Genomic DNA, 14,719 nt, shown 5'->3' with positions numbered 1-14,719 from the left:
TCGTAACGGGCAAAGATAACCATTCTGTAAGGAGAATAGGAAAATTCCATGATCCAATTATGAAAAAAATATGACCATGACGCCAACACGATTGGCGTCATGGCAATGGTTTGGCGGGCGGCACCGTGACCTTCGGCAGCAGAATGGTAAACGTGCTTCCTTGCCCTGGCACGCTTTCCACATGGCATTCGCCATCGTGCAGGTCGACCAGCTCTTTGACGATGGCCAGGCCAAGACCCGTGCCCTTGTTGTTTTTGGAACGTCCGCGATCCACCTTGAAAAACCGCTCCCAAATCCGGTTCAGATCGTCTGTGCCAATGCCCATGCCCGTATCCTGCACCTGCATGCACACCCACGGGTCCTGCAACCTGGCTGTCATCCGGATTTCGCCTGCTTCCGTGAACTTGAGTGCATTTTTTACCAGGTTTTTCAAAATTTGCGCCACCCGATCCTTGTCCGCGTAAATGCGCGGCAGCTCCTCCTCAACCTCGACCGTGAGCTGAAGCCCTTTTTCCTCGGCCTCCTGGCGGAACGAAAAAGCGACCCGATTCATCACCTCTGCGACATCGACAGGGAACTTCGCCAGATTGACCTCGTTGTTTTCCAGCTTCATCAAATCCATCAGGTCATCGACCAGCCGATTGACCTGCATCGTCTCCGCATACATGACGGCGTAATATTTCTGCCGGGCTTCTTCGTCCTCTACCAGCCCGTCCTGCAGCGCCTCCAGAAAGCCTTGCATCGCTGTAAGCGGCGTGCGCAGCTCGTGGGACACATTGGCGAGAAAATCGTTGCGCACCTGCTCCAGATGGTGCCGTTCCTGCTCCACCTTTTCCAGCTTTTCCGCCATCGTGTTGATCGTCTGCGCCAAATCGGCAATTTCATCGTGCGTGTCTACCTGCACGCGCTCCGCATAGTTGCCCCTGCCAATCTCCGCCGCCGTCCGCTCGATCGTCCGCAGCGGCCGCGAGATCGACCAGGACAGGTAAGAAACCATTGCGGTAGACAGCACAACGCCAAATAGCGTCGCCCACAAAATCGACTCGCGCATTTGTCCGAATGTTTTTTCGATCCCTTCGATGGGAGCGTGCAGGATGATTCCTCCGTACACGTTCTCGCCCTCGCCCCATGGAACGGAAACCGAGAGCATCGGGTCCTCCAGCCCTTCGATTTTCAGCTCGGAGACTGCATTCTTGCCTTTCAGCACGTTGTCGGCGATCGAGACAGCCACCGACTTTCCGGTGAACACCTCGTCCTTCATGGAGGTCGCGACAATTTTTCCTTCTTTATTGAACAGCCAGATTCGCGTGTCGAATGACTCATCGAGCATCGCCAGCTTGTCCAAAAGCGCCTTGTTCACTTGATCGCTGTCGTGAATCGCGGCGTTGACCTTTTTCGCCATCCGCAACAGTTCTTCTTCCTTGGAGTTGTAAATATACTCCCGCGCGAAAAAGGACAGCAAAATGCCGGAAATGCCCAAACCGACCAGCACTGTCGCCAAAAAGCTGAACAGGAGGCGGCGAAAAATGCTTTTGGAAGTACCGAGCATCAAGACTCCACCCCAAACTTGTAGCCGATCCCCCAAACGGTATGGATGCACTCGTACGGAAGCTTATCCAGGCGCTGTCTGATCTTTTTGATATGGACATCAATCGTGCGGACATCGCCGAAGTAGTCAAAACCCCACACCTGCTCCAGCAGCTGCTCGCGCGACCAGACGCTGCCTGGCGATTTGACCAGTTGCACAAGCAAATCAAATTCCTTCGGGCGAAAACTGACCTTTTCCCCCGCGACGATGACCTCGCGCTTGTCCAGATCGATCGTCAGCTGATCGAAGCTGAAAATGCGCGGCGCATCCTCCTCCGCTTTTGGCTTCGGCTGCAAGCGGCGCATAATCGCCCGGATTCGCGCCACCAGCTCACGCGGGCTGAACGGCTTGGTTACATAGTCATCCGCTCCCAGCTCCAGGCCGAGCACGCGGTCAAATTCTTCGTCTTTGGCGGTTAGCATAATAATCGGCGTATCCCATTTTTTGCGAATTTCCCGACAAGCTTCAAAGCCGTCCATGTGCGGCATCATCACATCGAGAATCAGCACGTCGGGCTGTTCAGCCTCTACAAGGGTGAGCGCTTCCCGCCCATCCCTGGCGACGACAAGCTCCATCTGTTGTTTTTCGAAATAAAGGCGAATAATTTCGCGTACATTTGGATCGTCATCAGCAACGAGGACCTTCATTTGGGCCATGGCGAACAACCTCCCTTCCTTTGAACGGCAGGGGGAAAAGTGCCGTTTGCAACGCTACAGCCTTTTTCCATGGTAACACAGATCGCAACAGTTGTGGACGGATAGAAGTCCTAACTGGCAGGGAAGCGCCGCCTGCATGCCTCGCTACACCTGGGACCATGCCTATCCTGTCACGGCTTGTCGTCACGCAGCAGACTCGTTCTGATTCCTTCCTCTTTTCGCTTCGCCGCCCCCACCGCTTCCCAAATGTAAAGAGAACAGATGCTTCGCCATGGCGCCCAACGCGCTCCGATCCGGCGAATTTCCTGCTCGTCCGGTTTGGTGTCCATCCGGTATACAAGCGCAATCCCGTTGCGCAGGCCGATGTCCGCTGCCGGCAGCAAATCGGGTCGTCCCATCCCGAACATCAGCAGACACTCCACCGTCCAGCGGCCAATTCCGCGCAGGGCCGTCAGATGCGCGATCACCTCTTCGTCTTCCATTGCCCACAGCCGCTCCAAATCCACCTTTCCATTCACAACCGCACGCGCGTAATCAATGATATACTCGGCTTTTCGCTGGCTGAATTGCAACGGACGCAATTCTTCCGTCGACAGCCTCGCGACCGCCTCCGCAGTGGGAAACGCAAGAAATTTCACGCCGCGCTCGTCTGCCACTTCCTCGCCAGCCAGCGCCAGCAATCGCTGTGTCAAATTCGCCGCGAAGGTCAAATTGATTTGCTGACCAATAATCGTCTTGACCATCGCTTGAAACAGATCGGAGTCGTGCATCAGCCGCAAGCCGCGAAAACGCTCGACAAGCACGGCCAGCTCCGGCTCTTCCCCCATCTGCTCGTAAATCGGCAACAGGTCCAGGTCTGCGCTGAAAACGTGGCGAATCGTCCGCTCCAGCTCGCGCTGTTCCGTCGCGGACAGGGCAGCGGACGTTTCGATTTTCAGAGAAGGATTTTCCAGATCGCCTACGAATTGTATGCGAGTCAAAACAGGCCGTGTCCCGACCCGAAACACACGCCGCAGCAGGCTGTTTTCCGGCTGAATCTCCAGTTGTGGATCGGGATGGGTTTTCAGCCGTTGCAGCAGTCGCTCGAAGGAATACGGAGGTGTCAGTGGAATGGTGAATGTGCGCACGAAAAAGGTCCCCTTTCTACCTACAGGCCAATTCTTGCTCCCATCCTAACACAAAACACCTCCGAAAGCTCATTCGGAGGTGTCTCGTCAGGCATGTCCGCCTTACTTCGTAAACATTCCCTTGAGTACGAACTTCACGTTTGCCGGGCTTTCTGCCAGACGGCGCATGAAGTAGCCGTACCAGTCGATTCCGTATGGAACGTACACGCGCATTTTGTACCCTTCCCGCGCGAGTTGGATCTGGGATTGAGGGCGAATGCCGTACAGCATCTGGAATTCAAACTGGGTGCGTGGGATGTTGTATTCTTTTTCCAGCTGTTTTACATAAGCGATAATGTTGTCATCGTGGGTGGCCACTGCAGCGTATCCGCCGTTCAACAGATGCTGCTTGATGATTTTTTTGTAGTTCTCGTCTACATCCGCCTTGTTCGGGTACGCTACTTCCGGGGATTCCTTGTAAGCGCCTTTAACCAGACGGAAGTTCACTTTTTTGTCCTTCAAGCTGTCGATATCGTCGGATGCCTTGTACAGATACGCCTGAATGACGGTTCCCACGTTATCGTACTCTTCGAGCAGCTCATTGAGGATTTCCATGGTCACATGATTATGCGCATAATCCTCCATGTCGATTCGCACGAAAATGTTGCCATTTTTCTTCGCTGTGTCGAGAATGCGGCGCATGTTGGTCATGCACAGCTCACGGCTGATGTCCAGGCCAAGCGAAGTCATTTTCAGCGACAGGTTGCAATCGACGCCGGACTGGTGAATCGCTTCCAGCGTTTTGATGCAGTAATCAGCGGACTCGTTTGCTTCCTCCAGGCTGAAAACGAACTCACCCAAATGGTCGAGCGTACACACGAGACCTTGCTGGTTCAATTTCTGAACAGCGGCGATCGCTTCTGCAATGGTGACACCGGATACAAAGCGGCCGGCACCGAAGCGCAGCCCCCACTTTTTAGCCGCTGCGTTCAGCGCTTTGTTTTTGGATAAAAATAAGAAAAAATCCTTCATGAGTTGTTCCATCGTTGCCTGTCTCCTCCTCAACGTACTTTGCTTCGTTTATACTAGCATGAACCATGCCAACACATCCTAGTACGCTATATCTTGGATGTTCTCCATCGTTATGGAACCCGAGCGCTTCCTACATCCTTCGACATATATGTACATTTTTTGTCCATTCTTGTACACTTTTGATTAGATGCGAATGTACAACAGGCAAACCGGATCGGGGTCAGCCCGTTTCCTTCCCTGTTAGTTTGGATAGGATGTGACGATTTGAAACCTCTCTTTTCATTGGATCGTGTTGTTGCGGACTTAGCCGCTCCCGTCCATCCCGCTGATGTCCACCTGCGCCCAGGCGAAAAAGAAGGCACGTGGCAGGAAGGCGAGCGCACCGTACAGGTACTGTCCATCCCTCAGACCGCTACGCTGGCGCAATGCCTGGAGCCCATTCGCCAGGCGCTCGCCTCCGGCCAATTGCCTACGTTGGCACTCGTCGACGAAGCGGGGATGGCTACCGGCATTGTTTTGCCCCATCGATTGCTGGAAGCTTTTGTTGCCCTGGCTCACAATCAGTCTGTTCTGCTCAGCACATTGATGGATACGATGAGCGAAGCCATTACGATTGTCGACTCCCATAACATTGTGCAGTACTGGAACCGGGCAGCCGAAACGATCTATGAGATCGACCGGGCGCAAGTGCTGGGCACTTCTCTCGACGAGCATTTCGCCAGCGAGTCCATCCGGCTTCTCGACGCCTTGCGGCAAGGCACATCGGTTCATCGGGTATACCATATTCCCCGTCCCGACAGCCACGTGCTGATTAACGCCGCCCCGATTCGCCAGGGGGGACAAATCATCGGGGCCATCTCCATCGAGCAGGATATCACGGAGCTTGTCCGCCTGAATGAAGAGTTGGCGCACACCACCGCTCACCTGCACAATCTCCAGCAGGAAATGAGCAGGTTTCAGGCGGCCGACGATCCTTTTTACGCGATCAAGGGACATTCTGCCTCTATTCAGGCTGCCATCAGCTCCGCCAAAAAAGTGGCGCAGACCGATGCCACCGTGCTGATCTACGGCGAGAGCGGCGTGGGAAAAGAATTGTTTGCCAAAGCGATTCATCAGGCAAGCCGACGGCGGGAGAAGCCGTTTGTCGCCATTAACTGCGGAGCGATTCCGGCTGCCCTGTTCGAGAGCGAGCTGTTTGGCTATCAGGGTGGAGCTTTTACCGGCGCGGAGAAAAAAGGCAAGCCGGGCAAACTGGAGCTGGCCCACGGCGGTACGCTTTTCCTCGACGAAATCGGGGAGCTGCCTCTGGAGCTGCAAGTCAAGCTGCTTCGCGCCCTCCAGGAGCGGCAGTTTTACCGCGTAGGCGGAACCGAGCCGATTACCGTCAATACGCGCATTATTGCGGCGACCAATCGCCAGCTGGAGCAGATGGTGGCGGAGGGCCGTTTTCGCGAAGACCTGTACTACCGGCTCAATGTGTTTTCGCTGGAGATTCCTCCGCTGCGTGCCCGGCGCGAAGATTTGCCGGAGCTGGTGCAAATTTTCATCCACGAGTATTCCGTGGCGCACGAGCAAGCCGTCCCCCGCATCCCGTCCGAAGTGATGCAGGCTCTGTTCGACTACAGTTGGCCCGGAAACATCCGGCAATTGCGCAATGTCATCGAACGACTGTCCATCCTGCAAGAAAACGGCGTCATCTCTCCGGAGCATTTGCCAAGCGCCATTCGTATGCAGTCTGAACCGATTGCTCCCGCTACCTTTGCCTCTCCGGTCAGTGGGTACACCGCTCCCGCTGCGCCGCTTCCGGCATCAGCGGCTCCGCTGGCCCCTTATCCGCAACGGGCAGGGCAGACGGACAAAGAACGGGTCATCGCCGCTCTGGAGCGCACGTACGGCAACAAAAAGGCGGCGGCCGCACTGCTCGGCATCTCGCGCGGCACGCTGTACAACAAGATGAAGAAATATGGCCTGGATGGGGAGTCGTTCAGATGGAATTAATCGCGTGGCAGGATGACAAGCGGGAGGTTCGCTACGGCGGGGAAAGCGTCGTACTTTTGCCGAAGGAGTACGCCTTGCTGAAGTATATGGTCACATGGAAAAACCGGACCTTTTCCCGGGAAAATCTGCTCGACAGCGTGTGGCCGCTGGAGGACCCGACTGACCGCACCATTGACGACCACATCTACCGCTTGCGCAAAAAGCTGCAAAAATGGTCGCACCTGTTCACGATCGACACGGTGCGAGGGGTGGGCTACCGCTTGAGCTGGAAGCAGCATCAGCCGCCCCAGCTGCATGCCTGGAAGCAGGACTTTTCGGAACAGATCAGCTCCATGCTGTCCACCTACCACGGAATGGGGATGGGCGCCGCCCTGCAAACTCTCGCCGCCAACCAGGAAGTGCTCGGCTTTCAACTGGATCCCTTCTACGCCGTCTACATCCGCTTTGTCGCGGGCGATTTTGCCTGGTTTGTCACAGATGACGACACGCCCCTGTCGGAAAAGCTGTTTTATCTTTTCCATCTGTACCAGATGACCGAAATGGATGTAGAGCAAACCGTCAAGCTGTTCCAGACAATCGCCAAACAGCAGGCGTCGATGCCGCCCATTTTTCAGGACGAATTACAAATCAGCGCCATCTCCCTGTATGCCAGCGCGGGAAAGTGGGAGCTGGCGCAAAAGCAGGCCGCGCATGCCCGAACCATCGTCGAGCAGATGGATTCGGACAGCTTTACCCTGTTTTTGCTGGCAGGCGAAACCTGGCTTGCGCTATTGTCCGGCTCGCTGGAAAAGGCGGAAGAGCTGCTCCAGCAAGCCTCTGCCATTCTGCAAAAGCTGCCGATGCAGCGGGAGGTAGGCAGCTTCAAGCTGCTGCAAGGATTTTGCCACTATCGACGGCAAGAGATCGCCAAAGCGCGGCGGCTGGTGGAGGAAGGGGTCGAAGTCATCCGGGCCACCCGGTTTGTCCCGCACCTGATCTACGCGGTGCACACGATTCTGCTGTTTTTTCGCCATGTCTCCTGCGATGACAAAGAGGAAAGCCGCTATGCAAAAATGTGGACCGACCTATCCGCAGAGTATCAATTTGAGAAGCTCAAGAAGGCGGTCGTTCGCAAGCTTTCCACCCTCATCTGATACGCCTCTGACAAATCCCTTTTATCATCGAATCAGCTTGAGACGATGGAGGGATTTTTTTGCTGACCAAAAACAAGCCGTTTCGCACCTTGCTGTTCGCTTACGGACTGGCTACGCTGGGAGACTGGTTCGACTTTATCGCGGTCGCCATCTTCCTGGGCTACGTCTGGCATGCCGATCCGATGACGATGGCGCTTTTGCCGATTGCGTATGCGGCTCCCGGCATTTTGCTCGGGCAATTCGCGGGGGTGCTGGCTGATCGCGTCCATAAAGTACGCATGATGATCGCAGCCAATCTGATGCAGGCAAGCCTCACCCTGCTGTTGCTCGCCATGCCTGATCCGCTGTGGTTTCTCGTCGTCATCGCCGTGCGCTCCTGCGCTTCCGTCTTCAACGATCCGGCTCAACAAACCTTGACGCGGCAAATCGTCGCACCGGAGCAGCTGCTTCAGGCGACCTCGCTGAACGGAGCCGTTTTCCAAAGCGGCAAGCTGATCGGCCCCCTGATCGGCGGGATGGTCGCCGCCATGGCGACACCAGCGCTCTGCCTCCTCCTCAATGCCGGGAGCTACCTGCTCTCCACCGTCTTGCTTTCGACCATGCGCCACGTGGAGAAAAAGCTGCCCCTCCCCGCTTCGAGGGAAAAAGCGATTCCGTTTCGCCTCGCCTGGCAGGAAGGCTGGGCCGTGTTTTTGCAAAACCGCGTCTTGTTAGCCAGCTCGCTTTTTTCCCTGCTGGCGATGATGGCGATTCAGCTGGCGGACGCGCAGTTGCCTGTCGTGTTCAGGGAAAAAGTGCCGGGGCGTCCGGAGGTCGTCGGGTATTCCGTCAGTATCATCGGGCTGGGGGCCTTGCTCACGATCACCTGGCTGCATCGGCGCCAAACGATTCGCTCGTACGGATGGGTGCTTGGGGGAGGCGTGCTTTTGATCGGCGCGTGCTTTGCCTGGATCGGCCTGTTCCAGCCGGGAGATGGCATCCACTGGCTGCTGGCGGCTTCGCTGTTCGCCGGGATCGGTACGGGGCTGACTTCGGTCGGCACCAACTACCTCGTGCAAAAAGAAACGCCCCCGCACGCACTCGGCCGCGTCAGGGGCATTCTGGATTCGCTGTCCAGCGCGACGTTTATTGTGGCGCCGCTACTGGGGGGCGCGCTGATGACCTGGCTCGGACCGACGCAAGCCTTTTTGTGGGTCGGCTCGCTGGTCGCAGCTGTCGGCGGCGGGGCGATTCTTTTGCAGCGCTGGATTTGGGGAAAGCATGCCGCAGATACTGCCGCTACGGCTGCTGCCAAACAAGCCGGATGATCCGGTCATCCCCGTCTCTTGGCTCGCCGCGCCCATCGCGGTTGTTGGTCAAAAGGTAGAGCGATCCATCCGGGCCTTCCGCTACATCGCGCAGGCGGCCCAGCTCATTGACCAAAATCGCGGACACCTCCGTGACGGCATCCGCACGGACAGGGTCCAGCTTCACGCGCAGCAGTTGCTGACCGCGCAGGTTCGCAACGAGCAACTGCCCTGCCCACGGCCCTTTGCGGACAAAAGCCATGCCAGACGGTGCCCATGTCTCGTCTTTGCTTTGCCAGATCGGAGTTCGCATCCCTTGCTGCTCCTGATCGCCCGTGATCGCGGGCCAGCCGTAGTTTCCTTTTGGCTCGATCCGGTTCAGTTCATCGTGCGCCGACGGGCCGTGCTCGGAGCTGTACAGCGTCCCCGTAGCCGGATTCCAAGCCAGCCCCTGCGGATTGCGGTGACCGAGGCTGTAGACGGGAGAACCGGGAAACGGGTTGTCCTGCGGAATCGTCCCGTCCAGATTGAGCCGCAAAATTTTTCCGGCGAGACTGTTCATGTCTTGCGCCAGCTCAGGCTCGCGGGCATCTCCGGTCGTGATATAGAGCCGCTGGTCCGGGCCGATTTTCAGGCGGCCGCCGTTATGGATGGCGCTGCCCGGGATTTTGTCGATCAACACCCGGTCGACCTCGGCCCGGTTGTCTCGCTCGCGCAGGCGCAGGACGCGATTGTAAATCTGTGGCCCGTCCTGATACGTATGGTAGACGTACATAAAATGATTGCGGGCAAATTGCGGATCGAGCACAAGCCCCAGCAGTCCTCCTTCGCCCTCGCTGACAAACGGAGCCGGAAACGAGAGGAGCGGTTGTTCCAGCAGCTTGCCTGCCTGAATGACTCTTATCCTGCCTGGCCGCTCCGTAAAAAAGAGGCGGCCGTCAGCGGCGATATCCAGCGCCCACGGTACATCGAGCTGATCGGCCACCGCTTCTGTCCGATATGAAAGCTCCTGCGGTAGCGGTACAGGCCGATCCAGCGCTGGGTCATCTGCCTCACAAGCCAATGCAGGCAGGCTCAACACTACAATCAGTACGACCAGCAGCCACCTTTTCCACGTCACGATTCTGTTCATGCCGTTCCTCCTTTTGGTTTCGTGCCCTCTCCGCCAAAATCGGCTGACCATGCCGCCGCTCCCGACTGCCCGCTGCCTCCAGCCTCAGCAGACAAACGATGTACACGGACGTCATACAGACAAAGCTTCGCGAGCCGCCGTTTTTGTTCCTCTTTTTGCTGAACAAAACACCTGCCCCCTCCATGAAAATGGCCTACTTGCAAAAAAAAAATTGGTCCCAGTTGACCAATTCGCGAGAAGGTTATTCGATTTTTACTTGCCTGCGTTCCTCCAGTTGCCTGTGCAAAATGTATTTGCGCAAATTGTGGAAATGTCGGGCCGCGATTGATTTGATCGTACAGCCGTAAAAGTAGTGCGGGCCTTCAATCCGTTCGTGAATGACTTGCAGCTCTGCCTTTACTACCCCGTCCGGCCTGTTTCGTCCGTACAGCTCAAAGGAAAAAACAATCGCCTGGTCGATCGGAACGGGTTTGTCTGCCCGAAATGCCAGTCCTCCGAGACTCAGGTTCACCAGATAGACCATTTGGCTGTATACGGAAAACAACGAATCCGGCTCCTGTGTCGGATACTGAACCCAGCCTTTTACCTCCATGTCAAAGCGTGGATAGCGCCTGCGCTGCTCGCGGAACTCGCTGACTGTAGGCGAATGGAACAAAAACAGCCGATTGTTGTCCTTCGCCACCACGACCGCATCGAAATTGCTGATCGTTTCATAATCAGCGGTCAACAAACAAGGGATCTGATCGCCGACCGTCACTTCAAAGGGACGGGGGAAGACTGCTTCGATCAAATCTCCTTCTTCATAGGTCACATGGCCTTCCACCAATTGATTCCCTTTTCTAATTTGTATAATACTTTCCATCTACGTTCTCCACCACTTCACAATAATTTACTAGGTTTTCCGGAATCTTTCCCTAGGTGCTTTTCGCGGAAAATAAGGTATAATGGGAACAGTGACAGATAGGAGGTTACAAACCGATGAATCGTTATCAAATGGTAACACTGGCTTTGGCAATTTGCGTAACCGCCTGTCTCATCGGAGTTGGCATTTCCATCGGGGAAAAAAGCCCCCTCGGTATCCTCGGTTGTATCGTTGCTGCCTTCTCATTGATGGGATTTGGCTTTTCGTACAAGCGCAAGCACTTGCGCTAACCTCTTCTCCGTTATCGCCGTACAAGCAGGCTGTTCACATAAAACAGGACGGACGGCAACCCTTTCGCCTGTTTCAACAGCTGTCTAGCGATAGTATAAATGTGCGGCTGATTGCGGTTTACTTTTCGATCAGCCAGATAAAAGGCGACCAGCCCGTCCACGATCATACGGTGAAATGCAGGATTTGGCAAGCGTGCTACGCTTGCCTTTGCTTGTTTGATGAAGAATTGCAAGCGCTCCGCCGCCACCTGCTCGGACTCATAGTAGCTCACGAAGTTCAAATCTCCGCCCAGCCTGTCTTCCTCCAGATCAATCAAGTAATCGAGCAAAATATGTAATCCGCAAAGCCATGGAAAGTAGGCCTCGCTGACGGTGTGGATAGTCTCCTCGCTGACATTTTCCTCGGTCGCGAGGCAAAACAGGGCGAAAATCCCGATGGTCGAGCCTGTTACGGCGGCAAACTCCTGCCAGTGCAAATAGTCGTAGCGCTCCCTGTGCTCTTCCCACCAGGCCAGAAGCTCCGCCTCGCGCAAATGCTGGGCGATGTGCTTGTACACTTGCAGATCGCTGTACAAACAGGAAAAGACGAGCACTTGCGGCTGAATCTTGCTGTAAGCGGGCAGCTGGGCCGCATACCGTTGACAGGTCTGCACCAAATCTGCCAAAAAGCCTCCGTCGTCTTTGTCCTCGCGGTATCGGTAGTAATCGCGCAATGGCGCACCGGGTGTCAAGGCATCCTGCATCGAATAATGCAGCTGCCGAAAGTCTTTTGGGTCCAGGGAAGTGCTGCGATCGCACAAATTGTCCAGATAGTCGCTGATCGTCTGGTACGCCACGATCAAAGGCACGATCGTCTCCACGTACGGGATGACCTGCGCAGCGTAGACGCATCCTCCCTGGCAATGGAATTTTTTCGAATTCATACTGTCCTGCGCCTGCTTCCCAAGCTCCGGATTGGGAATCGCCTGCGCTTTTTCGTACCAGGCCGTAAACTCCCGCTCCAGAACAGGTTGAACATGACGATAGACCCGATAGAGTAACTGCCACGGATTGCGTAGTTCGCTCACATGCTTCCCTCCCCAAGCAACAATAGAAATATCTTACCACATTTGCCACCCGCACTCCAAAACTCCCCCCATGCCGTACCATTGGGTTCGCTGCGAACGTTCGAGTGGCAAAGCGAGGTCAGTCCTTCTCCTTCGTACAGGGGCGATAGTGCAACGTATTAACGCGAGACAGCGAGAAGGCAAGAGCCTCACCGTCACCCCACAACAGGATGAACGAGAGCAATACCAGGGATTCATTCCCTCTCTTCGAACGATCCAAAGAAGGGGCTGGCTGCCTTCCCTATTTTACTATATTTTTCTATCGGAATAGGGGAAAAACAAAGAAAATCCCTCCCGATGCGTTCCCCCTGCTTGCAAGAGGCAAGAGCGCATGGGAGGGATTGGTTATGATTCCTCGCTGCTGCGAATGATTTTGGTCCAGCCGTCTACCTGCTCCACGCGGCGCTCCTTCATCAGCTTGCCAAGCGCTCGTTTGAAGCTGGATTTGCTCATCTGGAATTTTTCGCGGATGATCTCCGCTTCCGTGCTGTCCGTGTAGGGCATCGCCCCGTTGCGATTGATCAAGTAGCGCAGCAGCTTGTCAGCATCCTCGCCGTACTGCACTTCCTTGCGCTCCCTCATCGAGCCGTTCAGCCGGCCGTCTTCGCGCACATAGCTGATGCGGCAGCGAATCGTCTGGCCCAGCCGCAGGCGGCCCACCATCTCGTCGCGGTGGATAAACAAAATATGGTCATCCTCCGTCAGCAAAAACGCCCCTGCCGCAATAACCTTGTAGACGGTACCTTCCACCTGCTTGTTTCGCATACGGCTGTCTGCAGGAACGGCGATTTTCGTCACTTCCGCTTCCGTTACCGGCTTGGCGAGCAGGCGGCCGAGCTTGTCGTGCTTCAGCGTCACCAATATCTGATCGCGCGGACGCGGCCATTCATCCGCAAGCTTTGGCAGATCATCGACAAACAACAGCAAATCTTTTTTGATCCCGTTGTCCAAAAACACGCCCATCCGCGGCGATACATCCACGACCTCCAGCCAGCCGTACTCGCCCATGCCGACATGAGGCATATCCATCGTCGCCGCCAGCCGATTCTCGTGGTCGTGGTACAAAAACACTTCTACCTCATCGCCTACACCAAGACGCTCATGCGCTTCCTTTTCATGCAAAAACACTTCCTCGTTGTCCGCGTGCAAAAAATAGCCGATCTCCGTTTTTCGCGCCACTTTCATGGTCAGCGTCATGCCCGCTTGCAGGTTTCCTGCCGCCGCCCGTTGCGGCTCGCGTTTGTTTCTTTTGTGCATCTTTGTTTCTTCCTCACTCTCTTCCTCTATGCACCCTAACTATACCCGTCCCGGTCGGGAAAATACCACAACTTTTTTTGTCCATGCCGCTTCCCAAAAGGCAAGTCTTGTCTCCACGCACATACATATGACAGTAAGATGCCTTGTACCCGGTCTCATTTTGCCTACAGACAGGAGTGACCATTTCCATGCTCGTGCTGCTTGAACATATTTTTCTCGGAATTGTCCAGGGATTGACGGAGTTTTTGCCGATTTCCAGTACAGGCCACCTCGTCTTGTTCCGAAAGCTGTTCGGCATGCAGGAAGTCGGGCTGCTCTTTGACACGATGCTGCATTTCGGAACGCTGATCGCTGTCGTCATCGTGTTCTGGCCGCAGATTCGCTTTATCGTCCTGCACCCGTTTTCCAAGCTGACAAAGCTGCTCGTCGTCGGCACGCTTCCAACTGCGGCGATTGGCTTGTTGTTCGAAGACTACTTCGAAGAGATTTCCCGCACCGGAATCACCATCGGCTGGGAGTTTTTGGCCACGGGTGCGATTTTGTGGGCGGTGGAATCCATGCGGCGGGGCCAACGCAAATTTGACGACATTCGCTACACGGATGCGCTCATCATCGGCACGCTGCAAGGGGCAGCGATTTTGCCTGCCATATCCCGTTCGGGGCTGACGATCGCCGGAGCGCTCCTGCGCGGGATTGACCGCGCTGACGCCGCCCGTTTTTCTTTTTTGATTTCGCTGCCTGCCATCCTGGGAGCCTGTGTGCTGCAAACGGCCAAGCTGGTTGCCGCGCCGCTCGATACCGCGCTTTTCATCCCGATGCTCGTCGGAACGATGTGTGCCGGCCTGGCCGGGTACGTCGCCATTCGCTGGATGCTGAAAATCATCAGTACCGGCTCGATGAAGGGCTTCGCTGTCTACGTCTGGGTATTGGGCGCCCTGATTCTCGCCCTCCAGTTTTTCGGCTGGTAGCGCCGGAAAATCGCAAGGAAAAAGCCGGCTTTTGGCCCAGCCGGCTTTTCATCTGCTTTCTTCCTTGTCAGGGTAACGACTGGCAATCAGTTTGCCTACGAGCAGGATAATTCCGTAGAAGGCTGTCGCCAAGAGAGAAGTCGCCAGCCAGGTGGCTGTCCCCAGTGCGAGATAGAGCAACGCATGAGCAATGAAAATGCCCAGCAGCCACATCAGGATGTTCATACGATGAAAAAAGGTCATCAAGCCGCGCAATTGCCTTTGCACCTCCACCAATCCATTTACTACTGTTATAGCCGATGGCG

14 protein-coding genes are annotated in these 14,719 nt (G+C 55.5%); 5 read left to right on the top strand and 9 right to left on the bottom strand.

Translation table 11 applies throughout. From position 1 onward, the window contains the following. Window positions 1-97: 97 nt before the first annotated feature. The 4 genes from ACTHO6_RS12220 to ACTHO6_RS12205 form a co-directional block, all read right to left on the bottom strand. Window positions 98-1,549 (bottom strand): ATP-binding protein, encoded by a 1,452-nt coding sequence (locus tag ACTHO6_RS12220; protein WP_440241837.1) that lies wholly within the window; start codon window positions 1,547-1,549, stop codon window positions 98-100. Continuing rightward, window positions 1,549-2,244, bottom strand: coding sequence for a response regulator transcription factor (locus tag ACTHO6_RS12215; protein ID WP_440241836.1), 696 nt, complete (start codon window positions 2,242-2,244; stop codon window positions 1,549-1,551). Before ACTHO6_RS12215 ends, ACTHO6_RS12220 begins: the two co-directional genes overlap by 1 nt. A gap of 170 nt (window positions 2,245-2,414) precedes the next feature. Then, on the bottom strand, window positions 2,415-3,371 hold the full coding sequence (locus ACTHO6_RS12210; RefSeq protein ID WP_440241835.1) for a DNA-3-methyladenine glycosylase family protein: 957 nt from the start codon (window positions 3,369-3,371) through the stop codon (window positions 2,415-2,417). Between the two features lie 102 nt (window positions 3,372-3,473). Further along, window positions 3,474-4,394, bottom strand: coding sequence for a proline dehydrogenase family protein (locus tag ACTHO6_RS12205; protein ID WP_440241834.1), 921 nt, complete (start codon window positions 4,392-4,394; stop codon window positions 3,474-3,476). Between the two features lie 252 nt (window positions 4,395-4,646). Between ACTHO6_RS12205 and ACTHO6_RS12200 the strand changes: the two genes are divergently transcribed. Genes ACTHO6_RS12200 through ACTHO6_RS12190 form a run of 3 tightly spaced genes read left to right on the top strand, consistent with a single transcriptional unit; the run spans window position 4,647 to window position 8,820 of the window. After that, a complete protein-coding gene (locus ACTHO6_RS12200) occupies window positions 4,647-6,380 on the top strand; it encodes a sigma-54 interaction domain-containing protein (RefSeq protein ID WP_440241833.1) in 1,734 nt (577 codons plus the stop codon). After that, window positions 6,371-7,513 (top strand): winged helix-turn-helix domain-containing protein, encoded by a 1,143-nt coding sequence (locus ACTHO6_RS12195; protein WP_440241832.1) that lies wholly within the window; start codon window positions 6,371-6,373, stop codon window positions 7,511-7,513. Before ACTHO6_RS12200 ends, ACTHO6_RS12195 begins: the two co-directional genes overlap by 10 nt. 59 nt (window positions 7,514-7,572) lie before the next feature. Continuing rightward, window positions 7,573-8,820, top strand: a complete 1,248-nt coding sequence (locus ACTHO6_RS12190) for an MFS transporter (protein ID WP_440241831.1) — start codon at window positions 7,573-7,575, stop codon at window positions 8,818-8,820. Here ACTHO6_RS12190 and ACTHO6_RS12185 read toward each other — a convergent pair. Both ACTHO6_RS12185 and ACTHO6_RS12180 read right to left on the bottom strand, forming a co-directional pair. Then, window positions 8,792-9,931 (bottom strand): PQQ-dependent sugar dehydrogenase, encoded by a 1,140-nt coding sequence (locus ACTHO6_RS12185; protein WP_440241830.1) that lies wholly within the window; start codon window positions 9,929-9,931, stop codon window positions 8,792-8,794. The two genes, ACTHO6_RS12190 and ACTHO6_RS12185, sit on opposite strands and share 29 nt — an antisense overlap. 241 nt (window positions 9,932-10,172) lie before the next feature. Continuing rightward, entirely contained in the window at window positions 10,173-10,793 is a 621-nt protein-coding gene (locus ACTHO6_RS12180) for a PilZ domain-containing protein (protein WP_440241829.1), read from the bottom strand. Window positions 10,794-10,909: 116 nt separating this feature from the next. Between ACTHO6_RS12180 and ACTHO6_RS12175 the strand changes: the two genes are divergently transcribed. After that, entirely contained in the window at window positions 10,910-11,083 is a 174-nt protein-coding gene (locus ACTHO6_RS12175) for a YlaF family protein (RefSeq protein ID WP_440241828.1), read from the top strand. Between the two features lie 11 nt (window positions 11,084-11,094). On the opposite strand, the gene ACTHO6_RS12170 is transcribed toward ACTHO6_RS12175, so the two are convergent. Both ACTHO6_RS12170 and ACTHO6_RS12165 read right to left on the bottom strand, forming a co-directional pair. Continuing rightward, window positions 11,095-12,150, bottom strand: coding sequence for a tetraprenyl-beta-curcumene synthase family protein (locus ACTHO6_RS12170; RefSeq protein WP_440241827.1), 1,056 nt, complete (start codon window positions 12,148-12,150; stop codon window positions 11,095-11,097). 384 nt (window positions 12,151-12,534) lie between these two features. After that, on the bottom strand, window positions 12,535-13,446 hold the full coding sequence (locus ACTHO6_RS12165; RefSeq protein WP_440241826.1) for a CvfB family protein: 912 nt from the start codon (window positions 13,444-13,446) through the stop codon (window positions 12,535-12,537). A 188-nt stretch (window positions 13,447-13,634) separates the two neighbouring features. On the opposite strand from ACTHO6_RS12165, the gene ACTHO6_RS12160 reads away from it, so the two are divergent. Further along, window positions 13,635-14,414, top strand: coding sequence for an undecaprenyl-diphosphate phosphatase (locus tag ACTHO6_RS12160; RefSeq protein ID WP_440241825.1), 780 nt, complete (start codon window positions 13,635-13,637; stop codon window positions 14,412-14,414). A gap of 48 nt (window positions 14,415-14,462) precedes the next feature. Here ACTHO6_RS12160 and ACTHO6_RS12155 read toward each other — a convergent pair whose 3' ends face one another. Then, a complete protein-coding gene (locus ACTHO6_RS12155) occupies window positions 14,463-14,681 on the bottom strand; it encodes a hypothetical protein (RefSeq protein ID WP_440241824.1) in 219 nt (72 codons plus the stop codon). Window positions 14,682-14,719 lie beyond the last annotated feature (38 nt).

Origin of the sequence: Brevibacillus sp. SAFN-007a (assembly GCF_051967035.1) — a bacterium.
Taxonomy (GTDB): Bacteria; Bacillota; Bacilli; order Brevibacillales; family Brevibacillaceae; genus Brevibacillus.
The sequence above is the reverse complement of the archived record's forward strand: the minus strand, read 5'-3'. Positions and strand labels throughout refer to the sequence as shown.

Coding starts and splice junctions, on each gene's coding strand:
- ACTHO6_RS12215 (WP_440241836.1), bottom strand. CDS start 2,244: ATGGCCCAAATGAAGGTCCTCGTTGCTGATGACGATCCAAATGTACGC.
- ACTHO6_RS12160 (WP_440241825.1), top strand. CDS start 13,635: ATGCTCGTGCTGCTTGAACATATTTTTCTCGGAATTGTCCAGGGATTG.
- ACTHO6_RS12175 (WP_440241828.1), top strand. CDS start 10,910: ATGAATCGTTATCAAATGGTAACACTGGCTTTGGCAATTTGCGTAACC.
- ACTHO6_RS12165 (WP_440241826.1), bottom strand. CDS start 13,446: ATGCACAAAAGAAACAAACGCGAGCCGCAACGGGCGGCGGCAGGAAAC.
- ACTHO6_RS12185 (WP_440241830.1), bottom strand. CDS start 9,931: ATGAACAGAATCGTGACGTGGAAAAGGTGGCTGCTGGTCGTACTGATT.
- ACTHO6_RS12195 (WP_440241832.1), top strand. CDS start 6,371: ATGGAATTAATCGCGTGGCAGGATGACAAGCGGGAGGTTCGCTACGGC.
- ACTHO6_RS12205 (WP_440241834.1), bottom strand. CDS start 4,394: ATGGAACAACTCATGAAGGATTTTTTCTTATTTTTATCCAAAAACAAA.
- ACTHO6_RS12220 (WP_440241837.1), bottom strand. CDS start 1,549: ATGCTCGGTACTTCCAAAAGCATTTTTCGCCGCCTCCTGTTCAGCTTT.
- ACTHO6_RS12180 (WP_440241829.1), bottom strand. CDS start 10,793: ATGGAAAGTATTATACAAATTAGAAAAGGGAATCAATTGGTGGAAGGC.